The sequence below is a fragment of the Pseudohaemophilus paraphrohaemolyticus genome (genome assembly GCF_003253115.1).
Lineage (GTDB): Bacteria > Pseudomonadota > Gammaproteobacteria > Enterobacterales > Pasteurellaceae > Haemophilus_A > Haemophilus_A paraphrohaemolyticus_A.
The window spans coordinates 107,047-128,401 of sequence record NZ_QEQF01000005.1; the positions used below are offsets into that span (position 1 = coordinate 107,047).

Annotated in this window: 19 protein-coding genes and 2 pseudogenes; 16 read left to right on the plus strand and 5 right to left on the minus strand. The window is 39.8% G+C overall.

The features are described from left to right. Positions 1 to 48: 48 nt before the first annotated feature. From arcA to nadR, 3 genes are all read right to left on the minus strand, one after another. Positions 49 to 771, minus strand: coding sequence for a two-component system response regulator ArcA (arcA, locus tag DPV92_RS06395; RefSeq protein WP_111354164.1), 723 nt, complete (start codon positions 769 to 771; stop codon positions 49 to 51). Positions 772 to 898: 127 nt separating this feature from the next. After that, positions 899 to 1,591, minus strand: a complete 693-nt coding sequence (locus DPV92_RS06400; protein WP_111354165.1) for a metallophosphoesterase family protein — start codon at positions 1,589 to 1,591, stop codon at positions 899 to 901. After that, a complete protein-coding gene (nadR, locus tag DPV92_RS06405; protein WP_111354166.1) occupies positions 1,588 to 2,874 on the minus strand; it encodes a multifunctional transcriptional regulator/nicotinamide-nucleotide adenylyltransferase/ribosylnicotinamide kinase NadR in 1,287 nt (428 codons plus the stop codon). The genes DPV92_RS06400 and nadR overlap by 4 nt, the downstream gene beginning before the upstream one ends. 245 nt (positions 2,875 to 3,119) lie before the next feature. Between nadR and ribF the strand changes: the two genes are divergently transcribed. The 5 genes from ribF (at position 3,120) to rlmB (ending at position 10,184) form a co-directional block, all read left to right on the plus strand. Then, positions 3,120 to 4,085: a bifunctional riboflavin kinase/FAD synthetase gene (ribF, locus tag DPV92_RS06410; protein WP_111354167.1), complete on the plus strand. Its 966-nt coding sequence runs from the start codon at positions 3,120 to 3,122 to the stop codon at positions 4,083 to 4,085. Positions 4,086 to 4,180: 95 nt separating this feature from the next. Continuing rightward, on the plus strand, positions 4,181 to 6,997 hold the full coding sequence (gene ileS / locus DPV92_RS06415) for an isoleucine--tRNA ligase (RefSeq protein WP_111354168.1): 2,817 nt from the start codon (positions 4,181 to 4,183) through the stop codon (positions 6,995 to 6,997). A 240-nt stretch (positions 6,998 to 7,237) separates the two neighbouring features. Beyond that, positions 7,238 to 7,891, plus strand: coding sequence for a YidX family protein (locus DPV92_RS06420; RefSeq protein WP_111354169.1), 654 nt, complete (start codon positions 7,238 to 7,240; stop codon positions 7,889 to 7,891). A 104-nt stretch (positions 7,892 to 7,995) separates the two neighbouring features. Beyond that, complete coding sequence (pssA, locus tag DPV92_RS06425; protein WP_111354170.1) at positions 7,996 to 9,354, plus strand: CDP-diacylglycerol--serine O-phosphatidyltransferase; 1,359 nt, start codon at positions 7,996 to 7,998, stop codon at positions 9,352 to 9,354. Between the two features lie 89 nt (positions 9,355 to 9,443). After that, the gene (rlmB, locus tag DPV92_RS06430) at positions 9,444 to 10,184 is read left to right on the plus strand and encodes a 23S rRNA (guanosine(2251)-2'-O)-methyltransferase RlmB (protein WP_111354171.1); all 741 of its coding nucleotides are present in this window, start codon (positions 9,444 to 9,446) and stop codon (positions 10,182 to 10,184) included. Between the two features lie 71 nt (positions 10,185 to 10,255). On the opposite strand, the gene corA is transcribed toward rlmB, so the two are convergent. After that, positions 10,256 to 11,209: a magnesium/cobalt transporter CorA gene (corA, locus tag DPV92_RS06435; protein ID WP_040217535.1), complete on the minus strand. Its 954-nt coding sequence runs from the start codon at positions 11,207 to 11,209 to the stop codon at positions 10,256 to 10,258. Positions 11,210 to 11,560: 351 nt separating this feature from the next. Between corA and tatA the strand changes: the two genes are divergently transcribed. From tatA to prfC, 5 genes are all read left to right on the plus strand, one after another. Next, positions 11,561 to 11,785: a Sec-independent protein translocase subunit TatA gene (gene tatA, locus DPV92_RS06440; RefSeq protein WP_005709473.1), complete on the plus strand. Its 225-nt coding sequence runs from the start codon at positions 11,561 to 11,563 to the stop codon at positions 11,783 to 11,785. A 3-nt stretch (positions 11,786 to 11,788) separates the two neighbouring features. Then, positions 11,789 to 12,400 carry a Sec-independent protein translocase protein TatB gene (tatB, locus tag DPV92_RS06445; RefSeq protein WP_111354172.1) on the plus strand — a complete coding sequence of 204 codons (612 nt, stop codon included), beginning with the start codon at positions 11,789 to 11,791 and terminating at the stop codon, positions 12,398 to 12,400. Further along, entirely contained in the window at positions 12,387 to 13,130 is a 744-nt protein-coding gene (gene tatC, locus DPV92_RS06450; protein ID WP_111354173.1) for a twin-arginine translocase subunit TatC, read from the plus strand. The genes tatB and tatC overlap by 14 nt, the downstream gene beginning before the upstream one ends. A 104-nt stretch (positions 13,131 to 13,234) precedes the next feature. Continuing rightward, entirely contained in the window at positions 13,235 to 14,254 is a 1,020-nt protein-coding gene (gene hemB, locus DPV92_RS06455; protein WP_111354174.1) for a porphobilinogen synthase, read from the plus strand. Between the two features lie 157 nt (positions 14,255 to 14,411). Further along, a complete protein-coding gene (gene prfC, locus DPV92_RS06460) occupies positions 14,412 to 15,992 on the plus strand; it encodes a peptide chain release factor 3 (protein ID WP_111354175.1) in 1,581 nt (526 codons plus the stop codon). A 64-nt stretch (positions 15,993 to 16,056) separates the two neighbouring features. On the opposite strand, the gene erpA is transcribed toward prfC, so the two are convergent. Then, the gene (gene erpA, locus DPV92_RS06465) at positions 16,057 to 16,398 is read right to left on the minus strand and encodes an iron-sulfur cluster insertion protein ErpA (protein WP_039851542.1); all 342 of its coding nucleotides are present in this window, start codon (positions 16,396 to 16,398) and stop codon (positions 16,057 to 16,059) included. 165 nt (positions 16,399 to 16,563) lie between these two features. On the opposite strand from erpA, the gene DPV92_RS06470 reads away from it, so the two are divergent. The 6 genes and pseudogenes from DPV92_RS06470 to DPV92_RS06495 all read left to right on the plus strand — a co-directional run. Beyond that, positions 16,564 to 17,688, plus strand: a complete 1,125-nt coding sequence (locus DPV92_RS06470; RefSeq protein ID WP_111354176.1) for an LPS O-antigen chain length determinant protein WzzB — start codon at positions 16,564 to 16,566, stop codon at positions 17,686 to 17,688. Positions 17,689 to 17,690: 2 nt separating this feature from the next. Continuing rightward, positions 17,691 to 17,867 (plus strand): annotated as a pseudogene (locus DPV92_RS06475) (PglD-related sugar-binding protein); the annotation flags it as partial. Next, positions 17,858 to 18,112 (plus strand): annotated as a pseudogene (locus tag DPV92_RS06480) (SAF domain-containing protein); the annotation flags it as partial. The pseudogenes DPV92_RS06475 and DPV92_RS06480, both read left to right, overlap by 10 nt. A gap of 15 nt (positions 18,113 to 18,127) precedes the next feature. After that, positions 18,128 to 19,387 carry a cytidylyltransferase domain-containing protein gene (locus DPV92_RS06485; RefSeq protein ID WP_111354177.1) on the plus strand — a complete coding sequence of 420 codons (1,260 nt, stop codon included), beginning with the start codon at positions 18,128 to 18,130 and terminating at the stop codon, positions 19,385 to 19,387. Next, positions 19,375 to 20,532: a UDP-N-acetylglucosamine 2-epimerase gene (gene neuC, locus DPV92_RS06490; RefSeq protein WP_111354178.1), complete on the plus strand. Its 1,158-nt coding sequence runs from the start codon at positions 19,375 to 19,377 to the stop codon at positions 20,530 to 20,532. Before DPV92_RS06485 ends, neuC begins: the two co-directional genes overlap by 13 nt. Positions 20,533 to 20,571: 39 nt before the next feature. Next, a partial coding sequence (locus DPV92_RS06495) for a hypothetical protein (RefSeq protein ID WP_225791970.1) occupies positions 20,572 to 21,355 on the plus strand: 784 nt, incomplete at its 3' end.

A 21,355-nucleotide genomic window follows, 5' to 3' on the forward strand; every position in this document is an offset into this window, starting at 1 on the left:
TTGAACACACCCTTATAAATTTTCAACTATTTTAAGATAAGCTTCTCACTATTCCAATTCACCACAAAAACGGTAGCCTTCACCGTGGATCGTCACGATAATTTCAGGTGTGTTTGGATGATCTTCAAAATGTTTGCGAATACGACGAATCGTCACATCCACGGTTCTATCGTGTGGCTTAAGTTTACGCCCAGTCATTTTGAGCAATAAATCTTCACGGGTTTGAATTTTGCCAGGATTCTCACAGAAATGCAGTAGTGCCCTAAATTCGCTACGTGGAAGTTTATTCTCTTCGCCCTCTGGAGTAATTAGGCTACGGCTGTTGATATCAAGTGTCCAGCCATTAAAGCGATATTGATCAATATTTTGTGATGTTGAGATTGTCTCTTTCTCTTCCACCATCGTGCGGTTAAGTAAATTTCTTGCTCGGATAGTCAGCTCTCGGGGGTTAAATGGTTTGGTGATGTAATCATCCGCCCCGATTTCCAAGCCCAAAATTTTATCAATTTCGTTATCTCGCCCTGTTAAGAACATCAACGCAACTTCAGTGTCTTCACGCAATTCTCTGGCAAGCATTAACCCATTTTTACCAGGTAAATTAATGTCCATAATAACAAGGTTAATTGTTTGCTGTTCAAGCACTTCGTGCATTTGAGAGCCGTCCGTTGCTTCATATACTTGATAGCCTTCTGCTTCGAAGATGTTTTTTAACATATTTCGGGTTACCGCTTCATCTTCAACAATTAAAATTTGTGGATTATTTTGATGCATACTAGGTTTTCCTAATTTTTAAAATTATGTAACCGCTTGTTTGTAATTTGTTGCGATTGTAACTGATCAATTGTTACCTCAAAAGGATTATTCGCACTTTCCTTATGCTGAATCAAATTTTTTAGGGTTATTTTTTGTCGCGATCATCAACACCTTTTAACAAATAATTTCCCTCAATATCGGCAAGACTTCGAAAGCCAATATTGAAAATATCACAATATTTATTTCGATTGATTAGCGTGTAATCAAAATTATCGTGATGATGTCCGTGGAAAATTTTGCTCACTCCCATTTTTCTTGCCAATTGATTTATCACCGCAAAGCCTTGCGGATGTGGGCGTGGCGCTTCGTGCGTAATTAAAATATCCGCTTTTTCGCTTTCTAATGCTTCCATATCAGAAGGGAAAATCGAGGTACGATGTCTTAATGGTAAACCACCACGCCAGATTTTCTCTTGAGGCGTATATTGGCAATAGTGAATGGGGTCAAAAAACATCGGCCGATTAGGTGGCATCCAAATATGCCCACGGAACACGCCACCTAAGCCCGCAATTCTTACCCCTTGAATATCCACCACTTTACCGTGAATATTGCGATCTTTCCATTCACTACCCCAAATAGCATCAAAGGCGGCAACTGTTTTGCTGTCATGATTGCCGTGAATAAACCAGATATCGCAATACTTGGCAAGTTCATCTAATTCGTGCGGATTGGTTAGTTGCAAATCGCCTAAAATAACCAACGCCACATTTTTCTGTTCTTTCACAAAAGGGTAGAGGTGTTCATAGCTCCCATGTGGATCGCCTGCAAAAAGAATCATACCTCGCCTTCCGTTTCGTGATCGACGTTGTATTGCTTAAATTGAAGCGGAATCAGCTCATCATTTAAAATTGCTTCAACGACTTCTTTGGTTTGATTATAGCGATCTAAATAGCTTGGAGATTCAATTTCAATATACGGAATATGGTGTTTTTCAAGCAATTTCTTGAGTAGTGCTTGAAAGCGCTGGCGTTGCTTGAGTGAGCCTAAACTACGCAAACCATCATCCACCCATTTCGTATTATTATTGAGCAAAATTGTCACATCAAATGGATATTCTTTAATCATTGAATCCAAGAACGGATGAGCTCTACCTTCATACTGAATACAAAAGGCTTGCGTGGTAATGTAATCGGTGTCAATAAATGCTACTTTGTGGGCGTGTTTCATTGCATAATCAACATAGCGTTTATGCCCAAGTGCCATTTGTGGATAATCCGAATATTGCATCGCTTGCTCATCACCACCGAGCTGTTCAAACACAAATTCACGCCCATATTCCCACGCAGAAGTAGTGTTAAATACATTCGCTAATTTGCTCACAAGCACCGATTTACCGCTACTTTCGCCACCTAAAATTGCAATCGTTTTTACGAAAAATGGACGCACTTCTTTTGGAATAAAACGCCAATATTGGAACGGGTTGTTGCGAATTTTGGTCGCAGATACATTAAAACGTTCGCGTTCAGGATCGACCAAATTAACCTCTAAATTAAGGTATTTTTCATAAGGGGCTTTATCTTGAATCTCGCTACTAAATACAATACTTGGATGGATATTTTTCTCCGCGAAAAGTTCTTTAACACGAGCTGCCCAACTTTCCCAACCGTTCGGATAGCTTGGAATGCCATCTTCATTTAAATGATGAATAAAAATCTGCTTTTGCTGATATTTAAAGATCTGCTGTACCCAACGCAAACGATCTTCATTAGTCGGCATCTGTTTCATTTTACTCTCTTTAAAGAGTTGCAAATCACGCTCGGTATCGGTGCAGACAATCACGTGCAGAATATCCACTTTACTGAATGCCTCATACACCATATTGATGTGCCCCGTGTGAATCGGGTAGAACTTGCCGAAAATGACGCCCACGCGTTGATCTTGAGTTTCAACAATATTCAATACTCTATGCAATGCTTTCAGCTTACCAGCACTTGGATTTTTAATTTTACCGCTAACTAACTGATTAAAATAAGCACGTGTAACATTCGCTTGCATACAAACATCATTCACTTTGAGTTTGAGCTGTTTGCGTTTTGATTGAAGATAACTAAAGTCCGTCATGATTGGAAATGAGATGAGAAATCAATGATGCTATGATAAATCAAAATGTAGCATTTGAATAATATTTCTTTCGAAAAATTTAATTAAATGCACTATTCACTAGGCAAAAACACCAAATTTTATCCGTTTAATCTTTTCGATGTAAAAAATTTGGATAATCTGACCGCTTTTATTTCTTCTTTGCCCAGAAAAGGCTATAATCACAAGAATTTTCTATTTTAAATTTAGTGAAAAGTCCCAAAATAATGCAATTAATTCGAGGTTTCTACAATTTAGCCAATCATTCTGTTTTAGCGAACGGTTGTATCCTTTCTATCGGTAATTTCGATGGCGTACACTTAGGGCATCAACAAATTCTCGCTCGCTTGATTAACAAATCGGCTGAATTGGGTTTACCTTCGGTCGTTATGCTGTTTGAACCGCAACCCCGTGAGTTTTTTGCAAAAAAAGCGGGCGATTTAACCGCTTGCAATGTGCCTGCTCGCTTAATGCGATTACGCGATAAATTAAAATATCTGGAAAAATCAGGTGTAGATTTCGTACTTTGTGTCCGTTTTTCTGAAAGGTTCGCCAAGCTTACCGCAGAAGAGTTTATCCAAGATTTATTAGTAAAACAGCTCAAGGTTCGCTATTTAAGCGTGGGGGATGATTTCCGTTTCGGCGCAAAACGTGCTGGCGATTACCACACGCTGCAAGAAGCAGGAAAGTCCTTCAATTTCACGGTAGAAGAGAGCCACACGCACAGTTTTGAACAAAATCGTATTAGCAGCTCGCTTATTCGTGAACTACTACAAAAAGATGAATTATCGCTGGTGAAAAAACTGCTTGGCAAACCGTATTCCGTCGCAGGTCGCGTTGCCCACGGTAACAAACTCGGCAGAACGATAGGCTTTCCCACGGCAAACATTATGTTGAACCGTCTAGTTGTACCCATTCATGGTGTGTATGCAGTTAAGGTTGAAACAAAAACGGGAATACATCAAGGCATCGCCAATATCGGCAACCGCCCAACGATTAACGGCACAAAGCCGCTACTAGAAGTGCATATTTTTGATTTCAACCGCTCTATTTACGGCGAAGCCATTGAAGTAAGTTTCGTGAAAAAGCTCCGAGATGAGGTGAAATTCTCCAATTTTGAAGCCTTAAAGCAACAAATTCAAAGAGACAAAACACAAGCGGTTGAATTTTTTGAGGGATTTGCCGATGCCTAGGGCTTCACCCTAGGTTACACATAATTCAGCCCCGTTGAAGCTGGAAGTTAGAAAACCAAATTCAAAAACAATTTTATTAACTGGAAACAAAAAAAATGACTGATTACAAAAACACCTTAAATCTGCCTGAAACAGGCTTTCCGATGCGTGGGGATTTAGCAAAACGCGAACCTGCGATGTTAGAAAACTGGTATAGCAAAAACTTATACCAAAAAGTGCGTGAAGCCTCTAAAGGCAAAAAATCCTTTATTTTGCACGATGGTCCTCCGTATGCGAACGGTAATATTCACTTAGGTCATGCGGTTAATAAAATTTTAAAAGATATAATTATGAAATCGAAAACCGCATTAGGTTTCGATACGCCTTATGTACCAGGTTGGGACTGCCACGGTTTGCCGATTGAGTTAAAAGTAGAAGGTTTGGTGGGTAAACCAAACGAGAAAATTTCTGCAGCGGAATTCCGTCAAGCATGCCGCGAATATGCAAAAGAACAAGTAGAAGGACAAAAAGCAGACTTTATCCGTATGGGGATTCTCGGTGACTGGGATAATCCATACTTAACCATGAACTTTGAAACTGAAGCCAATATTATCCGCACGTTGGGTAAAGTTATTGCTAACGGTCATTTATACAAAGGTTCAAAACCGGTTCACTGGTGTTTAGATTGCGGTTCTTCTTTGGCAGAAGCGGAAGTCGAATATGAAGACAAAGTTTCCCCTTCTATCTATGTACGTTTCCCTGCAGTCAATGCACAAGAAATAGAGCAAAAATTCGGTGCGGAAGGCAAAGGAAGCGGTCAAATTTCTGCGTTAATTTGGACAACCACGCCTTGGACATTACCATCTAACCGTGCGATTTCATTAAACGAAAATTTTGATTATCAATTAGTCCAAATGGGCGAAGAACGCTTGATTTTAGCCAAAGAATTAGTTGAGGCTGTTGCTAAAGCGGGAGAGATTGAACAGGTTGAAGCATTGGGCGAGACTAAAGGCAGCGAATTGAATTTACTTCGCTTCCAACACCCATTCTATGATTTTAGCGTGCCATTTATTTTAGGCGACCACGTTACCACGGACGGCGGTACAGGTTTAGTTCACACCGCACCAGACCACGGTCAAGACGACTATATCGTTTCACGCAAAAACGGCATCGAAATGGCAGGCTTAATTGGCAACGATGGCAAATTCAAATCTGATGTGCCATTCTTTGCGGGCAAAGGAGTGTTTGAATCGAATGAATTAGTGTTAGACAAACTCAAAGAAGTAGGCGCATTGTTCAAATTAGAACGCATTAAACACAGCTACCCACACTGCTGGCGTCACAAAACCCCGATTATTTTCCGTGCGACACCACAATGGTTTATTGGGATGGAAACCCAAGGCTTACGCCGCCAAGCATTAGGCGAAATTAAATCAGTGCGCTGGATCCCAAGCTGGGGGGAAGCACGCATCGACACCATGGTGGCAAATCGTCCAGACTGGTGTATCTCACGCCAACGTACTTGGGGCGTGCCGATGACGATGTTCGTGCATAACGAAACCGAAGATCTGCACCCTCGCACACTTGAGATTTTAGAAGAAGTGGCAAAACGTGTAGAAGCGAAAGGTATTCAAGCGTGGTGGGATTTAGACCCTGTTGAAGTGTTAGGCGAAGCCGATGCGAAAATCTACCACAAAGTGCCAGATACTTTAGATGTATGGTTCGATTCAGGATCGACCTACGCTTCAGTGGTGGAAGCACGCCCAGAGTTCAACGGCAACAGCGCAGATATGTATTTAGAAGGTTCAGACCAACATCGTGGCTGGTTTATGTCATCACTGATGCTTTCAACCGCAACGAATGGTAAAGCTCCTTACAAACAAGTATTAACTCACGGCTTTACCGTTGATGAAAAAGGCAGAAAAATGTCTAAATCATTAGGTAACGTGATTGTGCCAAGCGAAGTTTGGAATAAAAACGGGGCAGATATTTTACGTTTATGGGTCGCTTCAACCGACTACACAGGCGAAATTACCGTTTCACACAACATTTTAAACAGCGCAGGAGAAGCGTATCGTCGTATTCGTAACACAGCGCGTTTCTTGCTGGCGAACTTAAACGGATTCGATCCGAAACGTGATCTTGTTCAACCAGAAGAGATGATCGCTCTCGATCGCTGGGCGGTAAGCTGTGCCTTAGAAGCACAAAACGAAATCAAAGAAGCATACGATAACTATCAATTCCATACGGTAGTACAACGTTTAATGCGTTTCTGCTCAATCGAAATGGGCTCGTTCTATTTAGACATCATCAAAGACCGCCAATACACCACCAAAGCGGACAGCCTTGCACGCCGTAGCTGCCAAACTGCCTTATGGCACATTGCTGAAGCCTTGGTTCGTTGGATTGCACCAATTCTTTCGTTCACGGCAGACGAAGTTTGGGGTTACTTACCGCAAGTCGAAGGTCGTTCAGAATTCGTCTTTACCGAAGAATTCTACGAAGGCTTATTCGGCTTAGGCGAGAACGAAAAATTAGACGATATCTACTGGCAAAAACTGCTTGCAGTCCGTGCTGAAGTGAACCGTGTATTAGAACAAGCACGTAAAGACAAAGTCATCGGCGCAGGCTTAGAAGCAAAAGTGACGGTATATGCGAACGACGAAATTCGTCCATTGTTAGAACAACTTGGCAACGAATTACGCTTCGTTCTCATCACTTCACAAGCGGTCATCAAACCATTAAGCGAAGCGGATGTGGCTGAAGGCGAACTTGCTGGCTTAGCTGTGAAAGTAGAACGTGCTGAAGGCGAAAAATGCCCACGTTGCTGGCACTACTCAACCGACATCGGCACACACGCAGAACACGCTTCAGTGTGTGGACGCTGCGTTGAAAATGTAGCAGGCCGTGGCGAAGTTCGTCATTTTGCGTAAAACAAATAAAATGTGGGAATACACTTCCCATATTTTATTAGACTAATTTCTTCGTTTTTTTCTTTTGTCAAATCTCCCCTACCCCTCGAGGCTCAAAGAGGGGATGCTTTAATGAAGAATAAAGCCCCCCATTTTGTAAAAATAAAATCCTCTTTAGTAAAGAGAAAGAGGGAAAAATGGAGTGCTATTGATTAACAAAGAAAATAGCTATCTTTCCAATATTTTCTCTCAGGAGGATATATGAAATTCCGATGGTTACAACATGGTTTTATTTTTCTAATAAGCATTTTGTTGTCAGCTTGCTTAACAACAAATTTATGGAAAGAAGATGAAACAGAAATAGTATATTCTCCAATTGATGGAGATAGCCTCATTGCATTAGGAGAAAATTCAAAAACAGGACAATTAGTCATTATAGGAGAAAAGTATTGGTTTGTATTAACACAAAAAAGCAGTGAAAAAATCAGACCAATTATTTCAGCAAAGCTTTCCGCACCAGTAAAAACTAATGAAACTATAAAAATAACATTATCAAATTACAAGAAGAATGAATTTGATGCTTTCGTTACCTTATATTATTCACCAATCAATGAAACTGAAAAAGAAAAGGTAAAAAACATTGGTTTTCAATGTTTACCAAATTATTGCCAAAAAATATTTGGAAGCATTTATGGTGAAATCTATAAAAATAATGAAGTTAAATTAACACCAAAAGATCAATTAAAACAAAAATTACCAATAGAAATAAAAGCTGAAAGTAAAACTAGAACTTCTGTAGTAAAAGGGGGTAATGTTATCAGAAAAATATTGCAAACCCCTGCAACTTTAATAGGAGATGTTCTGCTTTTGCCATTCCAGTTTTTATATGTTGCAGAAATATCATCAGATAAATAAATCTTAAATATGTAAGCAATTAAATTTGCAAAACGATCACTTATTTTCTGATAAACTAAATGCCCTTTAAATTCATCACTATCCTCATTTATAGGATTCGTAAAATGCTAATTTTAAATAAACCCAATCACGCCAGAAAACAACTGGAAAAACTGGCTTTTATCCCACAGAGTGCGGAAAAAGTAGAATTTCTTGCGGATAGCCGTGCGTTCAAAACTCGCATTTTACAGCTTATCCATTCTGCAAAATCCCGCATTTATTTGACCGCTTTATATTTTGAAAAAGATGAAGCGGGGCAAGAAATCTTAGCAGCCCTCTATCAAGCTAAACAAGCTAACCCCTCTCTTGAAATTAAAATTCTAGTCGATTGGCACCGTGCACAACGCGGACGAATTGGTGAAGGGACAGTAAGCTCTAATGCGGATTGGTATGCAGAACAAAAAGCACAATATCACCTTGAACAAGCCATTGAATTTTGGGGAGTGCCAATTAACAAACGTGAAGTTTTCGGCGTGTTACATCTCAAAGGTTTTATCTTTGACAACACGCTAGTTTATAGTGGTGCAAGTATCAATAACGTTTATTTGCAACAGTTTGAGCGTTATCGCTACGATCGTTACCATGTGATTGAAAATACAACATTAACCGACAGCATGGTTGAATTGCTAGAAAAACATATTATTAGCCAACCTGCAGTTTGCCGATTGGATGATGTCAATCGTCCGAAAACCTTTGGACTTCGCCCGCAAATTAAAGCGTTTCGCAAATATTTAAGCCAACAGCAATATCAGTTTGTCGGCAAAGCACAAGATGAAAACTTAAGCCTTTCACCAATTATCGGTTTACGTAAAGGTAATAAACTGAATAAAGTGATTGAAGCACTCTTTTACCAAGTGCAAGACAAACTCACGATTTGCACACCTTACTTTAACTTCCCGCGCTCACTCCAACAGCGCATTAAATGGCTGTTAGAAAGCGGTAAATCAGTAGAAATTATCGTAGGTGACAAAACTGCAAACGATTTCTACACTAAACCAGAAGAAAAATTCACGATGGCATCAGCGCTGCCTTATCTCTATGAGAAAAACTTACGTGCGTTTGCTAGACGTTTTGACCATTTTATTCAAAATAAACAACTGACCATTCGCCTTTGGAAAGATGGCGAAAATAGCTACCATCTAAAAGGTGTCTGGATCGATAACTGCTATATCTTACTCACTGGTAACAATCTCAACCCACGAGCTTGGGCGCTAGATGCGGAAAATGCGGTATTGATTCATGATCCTAAAGCGGAATTAAGTGAAAAAGCACAAACTGAACTAACCCATATTCGTCAACATACCAAAGTGTTAACCCACTATAGCGATTTAGAACAACTCAAAGACTACCCAGAAGCTGTACGCAAATTGCTGAAAAAATTCGGCCGAGTGAAGCTCGATAAAGTCGTCAAAATGTTGTTGTAAGAACAAATAAATATACTAGAAAGCAGGGGGCATGTATAACACGCCCTACGCCTTCTTAACATACCTGAAATCCATATCAAGGAATCACTATGAGTGAACAAATCTACGGCATTCACGCCGTCAAAGCGTTTTTAGATAATGCACCAGAACGCCTAATCGAAGTGCTGGTGCTAAAAGGTCGCGAAGACAAACGTTTAAACCCACTACTTGCCGAATTGAAAAATCTTGGCGTATCTGTACAACAAGTGAACCGCCAAACGCTGGATAACAAAGCGCAAGGAGAAGTACATCAAGGCATTATCGCCCGAGTTGTACCACAGAAAGAGCTAAACGAACACGATTTAGATGCGATTCTTGCCCATAAATCGGCACCATTCTTACTCATTTTAGACGGCATAACCGACCCACATAACCTGGGGGCGTGTTTGCGTACTGCGGATGCTGCAGGCGTTGATGCCGTGATCGTCCCTAAAGATAAATCCGCACAACTCACTTCAACCGCCCGCAAAGTGGCGTGTGGTGCTGCCGAAACTGTGCCGCTGATTCGTGTCACCAACCTTGCCCGCACCATGCGTGAACTGCAAGAAAACCACAACATCTGGATTGTCGGCACCGCAGGCGAAGCTACTTCGGGTATTTATGAAGCTAAACTCACAGGCGCAATTGCACTTGTAATGGGGGCAGAGGGCGATGGAATGCGCCGCCTCACCCGTGAGCATTGCGACCAACTCATCAGCATTCCAATGGCAGGCTCGGTCTCCTCACTGAACGTTTCTGTTGCCACAGGCGTGTGCTTGTTTGAGATTGTACGACAAAAATCAGCCTTGTAATCGACTGATAAGATTAAGAATATATAAAAAATGCTTAAAGCCTTAAACAAAAGCTTTAAGCATTTTTATTCCTACAACCACCCTTTCCGTTTGAAATATAAATACGGCGAAGCAGCGGCAACAATCATCAAACAAATCGCCATTGGGTAGCCATATTTGAAATGCAGCTCTGGCATAAACTCAAAGTTCATTCCGTAGGTAGATGCCACGAGCGTTGCTGGGAGAAACATCACAGAAACTACCGAGAAGAATTTCATAATGCGGTTCTGTTCAATGTTGATGAAACCCATTGCCGCCTGCATTAAGAAGTTCACTTTTTGGAACAGCGATTCATTGTGCGGTTGCAAAGATTCAATATCTCGCATAATATCGCGGGCTTGTTCGAGCTGGTTGTTTGGCAAACGGGTTTTGCGTAGTAAGAAACTCAACGCACGTTGCGTATCCATCAAACATAAACGTACTTTTGAGCTCACATCTTCCAACTCCGTAAGATCTGAAAGGGCTTCATTGAGGCTATCGCCCTCTTGTTTGCCGTCCAAAATCACGTGGCTCATATTTTCTAAATCAGCGTAAACCGTTTCGATAACATCCGCCAGCTGTTCTATTTTGGTTTCGAACAGGTCAAGCAACAATTCATAAGCGTTACTATCAAGCAATTTCATTCGGCGCGAACGCATACGATATAAGCGGAATGCAGGCAAATCGCGTTCGCGAAGCGTGAACAAACGCCCATCACGAATGGTAAATGCGACTGTTGAAATATCAGCGTAATCGTCGTCATCTAAGCAGTAAAAGAAGGAGTGAAGGTGTAAACCGTCTTCATCTTCGAAAAAGCGAGCAGAAGCTTCTAAGTCTTCTAACTCGTGCTCTTCCGCAAGGGTTTGGTCTAAGCCGAGTTTTAATACGCTACGTTCATCATCGCTTGGGTCGATTAAGTCAATCCAAATCGCATCGTTTAATTGGTCGCGAGAGGTTTCGTCAAGTCCGACGAGACGCGCGTGGTCTAATGCAAAAGCACGAATCATTTTTCATTTCTCCGAGTTAGGAGGTGATGAACAAAATGAACAAGGGGAAAGATACTAGACGAAAGTTACCGACCATGTCGGCAACCTGAGGCTGGACAAGGCGGGTAATCAAGAAAAATCTGAAAAGTATCGACTATGACTGTCCAAAATGTAATCCTCAAGTAAAAATAGCGGTGCGAATACTACCGTTCTTGTCTGAAAGAGTCAAGTTTTGTGGCGTTTTATTCAGCAAAATTTGAGGAACGTCATACTTCACGTTTATTCATTTTGGGGGAGATTTCTTTTTTGTGATTTCAGCGTATAATGAGCACTTACCATTTCAACACTTTATTCACAAAAGAGGATTTTAATATGGGTGGAATTAGCATTTGGCAATTACTGATCGTGGTCGCAATTATCGTGTTACTTTTCGGTACAAAAAAATTACGTACACTTGGTCAAGATTTAGGTGAATCTGTTAAAGGCTTTAAAAAAGCAATGGCAGAGGAAAAACCGCAAGATGCAGCTTTCGATAAAGTCGAAGCAAAAACGCAAGAAAGCACAGAACAAAAAGCAAAAGACAAAGAGCAGGCATAACCCGTGTTTGATATTGGTTTTTCAGAGTTAGTACTCGTTTTAATTGTGGGCTTAGTCGTGCTAGGCCCCCAACGTTTGCCCATTGCAATCCGCACCGTCATGGGGTGGGTTCGTACCATTCGTGGCTTAGCAGCAAACGTACAAAACGAACTGACTCAAGAACTTAAGCTACAAGAACTCAAAGACAGCATTAAAAAAGCAGAGGAATTAAATTTAAGTTCGCTTTCACCAGAATTAAGCAAAACCGTTGAAGAACTTAAACAATCTGCCAATAAAATGCAGCAGGATCTGAACACCGCCAAAGGTGAAATAACCAAATTAACCGATGAACAAGTAGCGGAAATTCAGGCAAAAATCGAAACCGAAAGCCAACATAAAGAAGCAGAACAAGCGGTCGAAAATGATCAACAGAATGCAAAATCGCAAACTGCTGAAGAAAACTCACCGCTTGCCACCGAAGAAAAAACGGTGACAACAGCGGAAGACGCAGAACAGGCAGAGTTAGACGAAGCCCTACTTGCTGAGAAACTCTCGATTTATTATCCGCCAGATGATGACGAACCAGCCCCGCAAGCTGTTCATAAAGAGGAGGAGAAAGCGAATGCAAGAAGCTGATCAATCTCAACCGCTTATCGCTCATCTGATTGAACTGCGAAACCGGTTACTGCGTAGCTTGATGTTTGTGTTAGTGGTTTTCTGTGCGTTAGTGTATTGGGCAAATGACATCTATACCCTTTTGGCAACCCCGTTGACTAGCAACTTGCCAGCAGGGGCAACGATGATCGCGACCAACGTGGCAACGCCGTTTTTTACCCCGATTAAACTCACGATTGTCACCGCGATTTTTCTTTCAGTGCCTTATATTTTGTACCAAATTTGGGCATTCGTCGCCCCTGCATTATATAAGCACGAAAAACGTTTGATCTACCCACTGTTAGTTTCAAGCACCTTGCTGTTCTACTGTGGTGTGACATTTGCTTACTATGTGGTGTTCCCAATCGTGTTCGGTTTCTTAACTAGCACTACACCTGAAGGGGTGCAGATGGCAACCGACATCAGTAGCTACTTAGACTTCGTTCTCACGATTTTCTTGGCATTTGGTATCTGCTTTGAAGTCCCTGTGGCGATTATTTTGCTCTGTTGGGCAGGCATCACCACTCCAGAAGACTTGCGTGAAAAACGCCCATATATCATCGTGGCAGCTTTCATCATCGGGATGTTACTTACTCCACCCGACATTTTCTCGCAAACACTCTTGGCAATTCCAATGTGTTTGTTATTTGAAGTTGGCGTAGTTTGTGCTCGCTTCTACAAACCAAGAGAAGAAGAAACCACGAGCGAATAAAACACTTAATCTTAGCCCGCGAAAGCGGGTTAATTTTTACGACAAACTATCTCTTCGCTCCCTACACTTGTGGAGGGAGGGGAAAAATCATAAAAGGACAAAAAATGACTCAATACCTCAACACCTCATTCCCGCAACGCCGTATGCGTCGCTTACGTAAACACGATTTCAGCCGCCGTTTAGTGGCAGAAAGCCAACTTACCGCGAATGATTTAATCTACCCTGTTTTCGTCATTGAAGGCGAGAATCATCGAGAAGCAGTTCCCTCAATGCCAGGTGTAGAACGTTTAACCATCGACCAACTTTTAATTGAAGCAGGCTTACTTGTGAAATATGGTGTGCCGATGATCGCACTTTTCCCTGTAGTAGGCGAAGCGAAAAAATCGCTAATGGCAGAAGAAGCCTATAACCCAGAAGGCTTGGCACAACGTGCGGTACGTGCATTAAAAGCAGCATATCCAGAATTAGGCGTGATGACCGATGTGGCACTCGATCCATTTACCACACACGGGCAAGACGGCATTATCGATGAAGAAGGCTATGTATTAAACGACATCACCACTGAAATTCTCGTTAAGCAAGCACTTTCACACGCCGAAGCAGGTGCCGATGTGGTTGCACCAAGCGATATGATGGACGGCCGTATTGGTGCTATTCGTGAAGCATTAGAGGCGAATGGCTTTATCAATACCCAAATTATGGCGTACTCCGCAAAATATGCCTCAAACTACTACGGACCTTTCCGCGATGCGGTCGGTTCTGCGGGCAATCTTAAAGGCGGTAATAAATACACCTATCAAGTTGATCCTGCCAATGCCAACGAAGGCTTACATGAAGTGGCAATGGACATCCAAGAAGGAGCAGATATGGTGATGGTAAAACCAGGCATGCCATACTTGGATATGGTATGGCGTGTGAAAGAAACTTTCGGCATACCAACTTTTGCCTACCAAGTTTCGGGCGAATATGCGATGCATATGGCTGCAATTCAAAACGGCTGGTTGAAAGAACGCGAATGCATTATGGAAGGCTTACTATGCTTTAAACGTGCAGGTGCAGATGGCATTTTAACCTACTTCGCCAAACAGGTAGCGGAGTGGTTGTATCACGATAGCCGCAAATAGCCTTAGTAAGAATCTTAGCAAAAATAACCGCTTGAAGAGATCGCAAGCGGTCATTTTCTTCCGAAAATTTGTTATATCCGCATTTTTTGCAAAACTCCCCATTTTCAAGGATAATACGCCCATTTTTTAACACAATTTGAACGAATAAGAGAAGATTATGACTTATCCTCAAGAAGTGAATAAACGCAGAACCTTTGCGATTATTTCTCACCCCGATGCGGGTAAAACTACCATTACCGAAAAAGTGCTTTTATACGGAAATGCGATTCAAACCGCAGGTTCGGTGAAGGGCAAAGGCTCAGCCGATCACGCTAAATCCGACTGGATGGAAATGGAAAAACAACGTGGTATTTCGATCACCACCTCTGTGATGCAATTCCCTTATAACAACTGTTTGGTCAATCTTCTCGACACACCAGGGCACGAAGACTTCTCGGAAGATACTTACCGCACTTTAACCGCGGTGGATAGTTGCTTGATGGTAATCGACTCGGCAAAAGGGGTTGAGGAACGTACCATTAAATTGATGGAAGTCACCCGCTTGCGCGACACGCCAATCATCACCTTCATGAACAAGCTCGACCGCGATATTCGTGATCCAATGGAATTATTGGACGAAGTGGAAAGCGTGTTGAAAATCCGCTGCGCACCAATTACTTGGCCAATCGGCTGCGGAAAATTGTTCAAGGGGGTGTATCACATCGAGAAGGATGAAACCTATTTGTACCAATCAGGGCAAGGCTCAACTATTCAAGAAGTGCGTATCGTTAAAGGTTTGGATAACCCAGAATTAGACGCTGCAGTGGGCGATGATTTAGCTCAACAACTGCGCGATGAATTGGAACTGGTGCAAGGTGCAAGTAACAAATTCGACCACAAAGCCTTTATCAATGGCGAACTGACCCCTGTATTCTTCGGAACCGCATTGGGTAACTTCGGTGTGGATCATTTCCTTGATGGCTTAACTGAATGGGCACCAAAACCACAACCGCGCCAAGCAGACACTCGCACGGTGGAAAGTTCAGAAGAAAAATTCAGCGGCTTTGTGTTTAAAATTCAAGCGAATATGGACCCGAAACACCGCGACCGTGTGGCATTTATGCGTGTGGTTTCAGGCAAATATGAGAAAGGAATGAAGCTCAAACACGTTCGTATCGGCAAAGATGTGGTAATTTCTGATGCCTTAACCTTTATGGCTGGCGACCGCTCTCACGCTGAAGAAGCCTATGCGGGCGATATTATCGGCTTGCATAACCACGGTACGATCCAAATCGGCGATACTTTCACTCAAGGCGAAACCTTGAAATTTACCGGCATTCCAAACTTCGCGCCTGAATTGTTCCGTCGCATTCGTTTGAAAGATCCGCTCAAACAAAAACAATTGTTAAAAGGCTTGGTTCAACTTTCGGAAGAAGGTGCGGTGCAAGTGTTCCGTCCGTTGATGAACAATGATTTAATCGTGGGTGCGGTGGGGGTACTTCAGTTTGATGTGGTGGTTTCGCGTTTAAAAACGGAATACAACGTAGAAGCGATCTACGAAAACGTGAACGTGGCAACCGCCCGCTGGGTGGAATGTTCGGATGCGAAAAAATTTGAAGAGTTCAAACGTAAAAACGAGCAAAACTTAGCCTTAGATGGCGGCGATAACTTAACGTATATCGCACCAACGATGGTAAATTTGAACTTGGCGCAAGAGCGTTATCCTGATGTGGAGTTCTTCAAGACTCGAGAGCATTAATACAAAAAGACCGCTTGTGAGATTAGCTCATACAAGCGGTCAATTTTTACGAATAAAATGCAAATTAAATGCTGAAAGAAGAACCACAACCACAGGTTGAACTCGCATTTGGATTTTGCACCACAAAACGCGAGCCATCTAGCCCTTCGGTGTAATCCACCGTACCACCAATCAAATATTGCAAACTCATTGGATCCACCACTAAACCGACATTTTGGTTTTCAATGGTCAAATCCCCTTCATTAACTTGATCGTCAAAGGTAAAACCATATTGGAACCCGCTGCAGCCCCCACCTGTGATATACACACGCAAACGGAGATTTGGATTATCTTCCCCTTCAATTAAACTCTTCACCTTTCTCGCCGCAGCATCCGTAAAGATGAGAGGAATTTGGATATCGCTCATATCAAACCTATAACAAAACAAATAGTGGTTTATTATCTACCAATCTGATGGTTTGAGCAAGATCATACTAGAGTGTAAGTTTTAGTAAAGTTTTTCAAAAATAGAACAAAGCCTGGTATAATTCAAAAAATTATTATTAGGTTATTTCTTCATTAAGGTTAATGTATGACTGATGTTTCTTCTCAAAAACAAGATGATATTGATTTAATTGAGCTTCTACGAGTATTGTGGGTGAAAAAAGTTTGGATTGTGCTGTCCGCATTTGTATTCACAGCTATTGCTGGTGTCTATGCATTCACTGCAAAAGAACAATGGACTTCTACTGCAATTATTGTTGCACCACGTTCAACTGATTTAGGCCATTTATTACCTACACGCGCAGAATATGCTCGTATCATTGGCGATGGTGATTTTTCTACTGGGAAATTATCTGATTCTCTTTACGAAAAATTTAAACATTTCTTACTTTCTAACGATTTAAAACGTCAATTCTTAGAGCAATCTGAGTGGGTTAAAAACTACACTAAAGATATGACGGAAGAACAAAAAAGAAAATATATTGAAGAAACTGTTTCAAAATATCTTATTGTTCACGAAGTAGACCCTAAGAAAAAAGATTTAACTGAATTAGATAAAATTGGTTTAAAGCTCACCTTCTCAGCAGAAACTCCAAAAGATGCACAACTTGTATTAGGGCAATACGTTGAGTTTATAAACCAATATTTATTAAACCAAACTAACCAAGAATTTAAACTCGGCTTCAACTTGCGTTTAGATGCTTTAAAATTTGCTAAAGAGCAAATGGAAGAAAGTTTAACCGAAACTAAAACGGTTCAAGTAGAAAACTTAACAAATGCGTTAGATATTGCAAAAAAAGCAGGAATTAAAGATTTCTCAAGAGGAAATAATAACATTTCTGTACCAGAATATATGTTAGGAGATGCTCGTTTAAATATCTCTGATTCTAAACTAGCAGACGGTACATATTTATTTATGCTTGGTGAAAAATACCTGCAAGCTCAATTAGATATTGCTAAAAATAACCCTGTTGTTTATCCAACAAATTATTATAGTACGGAGAGACAGTTGAGTAAGCTAACTAAATTAGCCTCTCAATTAGATTCGGTCGAAAATGTAAAAGCGTATTATTATTTAAGTTCACCAGATTATCCTGTGGTTAAAGATAAGCCTAAGAAAGCATTGATTCTTGCTATTGGGTTTATTATTGGTATGGTGTTATCTACTTTCGTTATTTTATTAGGTTCGGTTATACAAACTAACAAAAAATAGTAATGAAGAAAAAGGTTATTTTTATCGGAGCAGGTGGTTATGCTAAATCTGAGCTTGATTCGTTAGATTTATCAAAATATGAATTTTGTGGATTTATTGACAACTTTAAGCCAGAAGGAACAACGCATTTAGGTTATCTTCTTGTAAAAACGATTGATGAATTTAAAGAAAGAAATCATTAGGTTCTTCTGATAAAATGGCTACTGCATCAGAAGCTAAAAACAAAATTGTGGCTCGTAAATCAATTATTGCAGCTTGCCCAATTAAAAAAGGCGAGATTTATACGACAGAGAATTTAACTACTAAACGCCCTGGCAATGGTATTAGCCCAATGTTTTGGTATGAGCTTTTAGGTAAAGAAGCAGAAATAGATTTTGAAGAAGATCAACTTATTCAAGATAGTCGCTTCCAAAATCAAGAATAAAGAGCGGTCAAATTTATGAAAAAAATTGCAATTATCACAGCAAGATCTGGCTCAAAAGGTTTACCGAATAAAAATGTATTATTCGCTAATGGCAAGCCTTTAATGGCGTATAGCATTGAAGCAGCGTTAGAGAGTGGTGAATTTGAAAAAGTAATTGTTAGTACGGATTCGCAGGAATATATCGATCTACTCTCGCATTACCCTATTGAATTTGTGAAACGTTCAGCAGAATTGGCTTCGGATAAAGCAAGTTCTTTTGTCGTAATTGAAGATGTACTGAATCGATATAGTCATGTTGATTATGATTATTTTGTATTACTGCAGCCGACTTCACCATTAAGAACGGCACAGCATATTCAAGAAGCTAACGCTAAATTTGAAGCAAATTTTGAGAAATTTGACTTCTTGGTTTCGGTATCTGACGCTCATAAGCCAACCACATTAACGCGGCAAATTGATGAAGATGAGAGTTTAAAAAACTTTAAACTGGATTACTCTAATTATGCTCGTCAGCAATATCATCCAGAATATTCACCAAATGGAGCAATTTTTTCTGCAAAACCCCAGGCTTATTTAGAGCAAAAACACTTCTATGGAGAGAAATGTATTGCTTATTTTATGGATAAAGAAGTTTCAGTTGATATTGATGATCGTCTTGATTTTGAATATTTCTATTTTATTCTCCAACAACGTAATAAAGAAAAAATCCTATTAGAAACCATCAAAAAAACAATTTCTGCTAAGAAAGAAAATTTCAATAAAACAAAAGAAATCAGTTTAATTGGTCACTCAATTTTAGATTATTGGAATATTGAAGAAGTTAATGACCAAGCCGTTAATAATTTAGCTATTGCGGGGATTACAACTAAACAATATATTGATTTGATCCTAGGGCAAGGCTTGATTCAGTCCTTAGGTGATAAAGTTATTTTGATGTTTGGCACTAATGATATCGTGTATGCTGGTTGGACAAAAGAACAAATTTTTTCAGACATTCAGCAAGTTATTGAAAAACTAAAAGCAATCAATAATAACATTCAGCTTTATTTCTTAGAAATTACCCCTGTGGCCTTAAGGATTGATCGTAATAATGCAGTAATTAGAGAGCTTAACGCATTTCTAAAAGAAAATCTTAAATCTGCAAGATGGATTGCTCTAGATAGTAAATTTAGTGATCACTATGGCAAATTAAACTTAGATTACACTAATGATGGCTTACATTTGAATGAACAAGGCTATCAGTTATTGGAAGAGATCATGAAATCAGAGCTATAACTACCTATGTAACAGGCTCACGTGCTGAATACGGTATTGTTAAGCGCCTACTAAGACGATTACAAGAAGACAATGAGTTGGATTTTTCATTGATTGTAACCGCTATGCACCTTGCTCCTCAATATGGAAATACCGTAGATGTGATTGAGCAGGATGGGTTTAATATTGCTGAGAGAATAGCAGTAAAACTTGATAGCCAAAATAATCAAACTATTCTGACTTCTATGGCAGAAACACTAGATTTATTCGGCAAGCACTTCCAGCAGAACCGTTATGATGCAGTAATGGTACTTGGTGATTGTTACGAGATACTTTCTGTTGCAACGGCTGCTGCAATGCATAATATTCCATTAATTCATTTGCATGGTGGTGAGCAAACATTAGGCAATTATGATGAGTTTATTCGCCATTGCATTACAAAAATGGCAAAACTGCATCTTACAGCGACAGAAGTATATCGTAAACGAGTGATTCAGCTTGGAGAACCACCTGAAAGTGTGCATAACATTGGCTCTCTTGGTGCTGAAAATGGACTAAGTTTAGAATTGCCATCAAAAGAGCGGTTGTTTTCTAAATTAAATTTGCGAAATAAACCGTATTTTATGGTTGCATTTCATCCTGAAACTATTACTGGGCAATCTGTAGAAGAGCAAGTTGAGCAGCTTCTTTTAGCATTAGATTCCTTTAAGTCAGATTATCAGTTTGTATTTATTGGTTCAAATTCTGACACGCATTCCAATGTCATATTTACCAAAGTAAAAAGTTATACAGATGAAAATCGATTTGCATTTTTCACATTGGTAAAACCGGAGGAATATTTAGCTTTAATTAAGTATTCAAAAGGGTTAATAGGTAATAGTTCATCAAGTTTGTTAGAAGTGCCTTCTTTACAAGTTGGGACTGTAAATATTGGAAAACGACAAGAAGGACGCGTTCGTGGCGAATCAGTTATTGATGTAGAAAGTAACCGACAATCTATTGAACAAGGGATTCAGCATTTATTATCTGATGATTTCCAAAAACGCTTACCTACAATGGCAAATCCATATTATCAAGATAATTCAGCGGAAAAGGCTTATGGGCTGATTAAAGCATTTTTAGCTAATGAAGCTAAAGATGAAGCGAAAAAGTTTTACGATTTATAAATAGTAAGAGAAAAATTAAAATTTAAGAGGAATATCATTTTGAAAATATTTGATTATTTGAAAATAGCATTTTTTTATACTTTCTCACATTTAGGAATTCCCTTTAAATTAAGAGTTACAGAAGAAATGCAGAAATTATATTCTAAAAGGGAACCAATAAAACCCTATGCTTTTATTAGGTTACATAATGAAATTAAAACGGTAGATATTGCTTTGAAAAGCGTATTGCCAGCATTAAAAGGTGGAGTTATAGGGTTTCATTCTTGTTCAGACGGTACAAAAGAATATATTCTAGAATTTTGTAAAAAATACCCACAATTTATTCCGGTAGAATATCCTTATGATGTCATTCCTTCTGGTGATAAGCGTTACATGAATAATGACTTTGATATTAATTCTAGACTTGACTCATATTATAATTTCATCTGGGATAAATTGCCTAAAGATGAATGGATAATAAAAATTGATGGTGATCATATATGGAATATTGAGGCATTAGAATCGCTTTGTCGACTTCCAATAAGAAAAACAGATTGTATTATTCTTAGCCGTATAAATTTACATTGTGATAATGGGAAATGTTATATTCATAGAAAATATCCAATTATGGAAGGGGGAGATTCTTGGATTTTATATAATCATAATGTAAGGTTTTTATTTAATCGTGGTTGGAATGACGGTCATTTCTTTGCCTATGAAAGATTGCCTTTACCAAGGAAAGAACGTAAAAAAATTTTAGGCATATGTTCTAACTGGAACTTTCCGGTAGTAAAAAATAGAAGAGATGATTTTAAGAAAGATGATGGGGTCTTATTAAAAGATT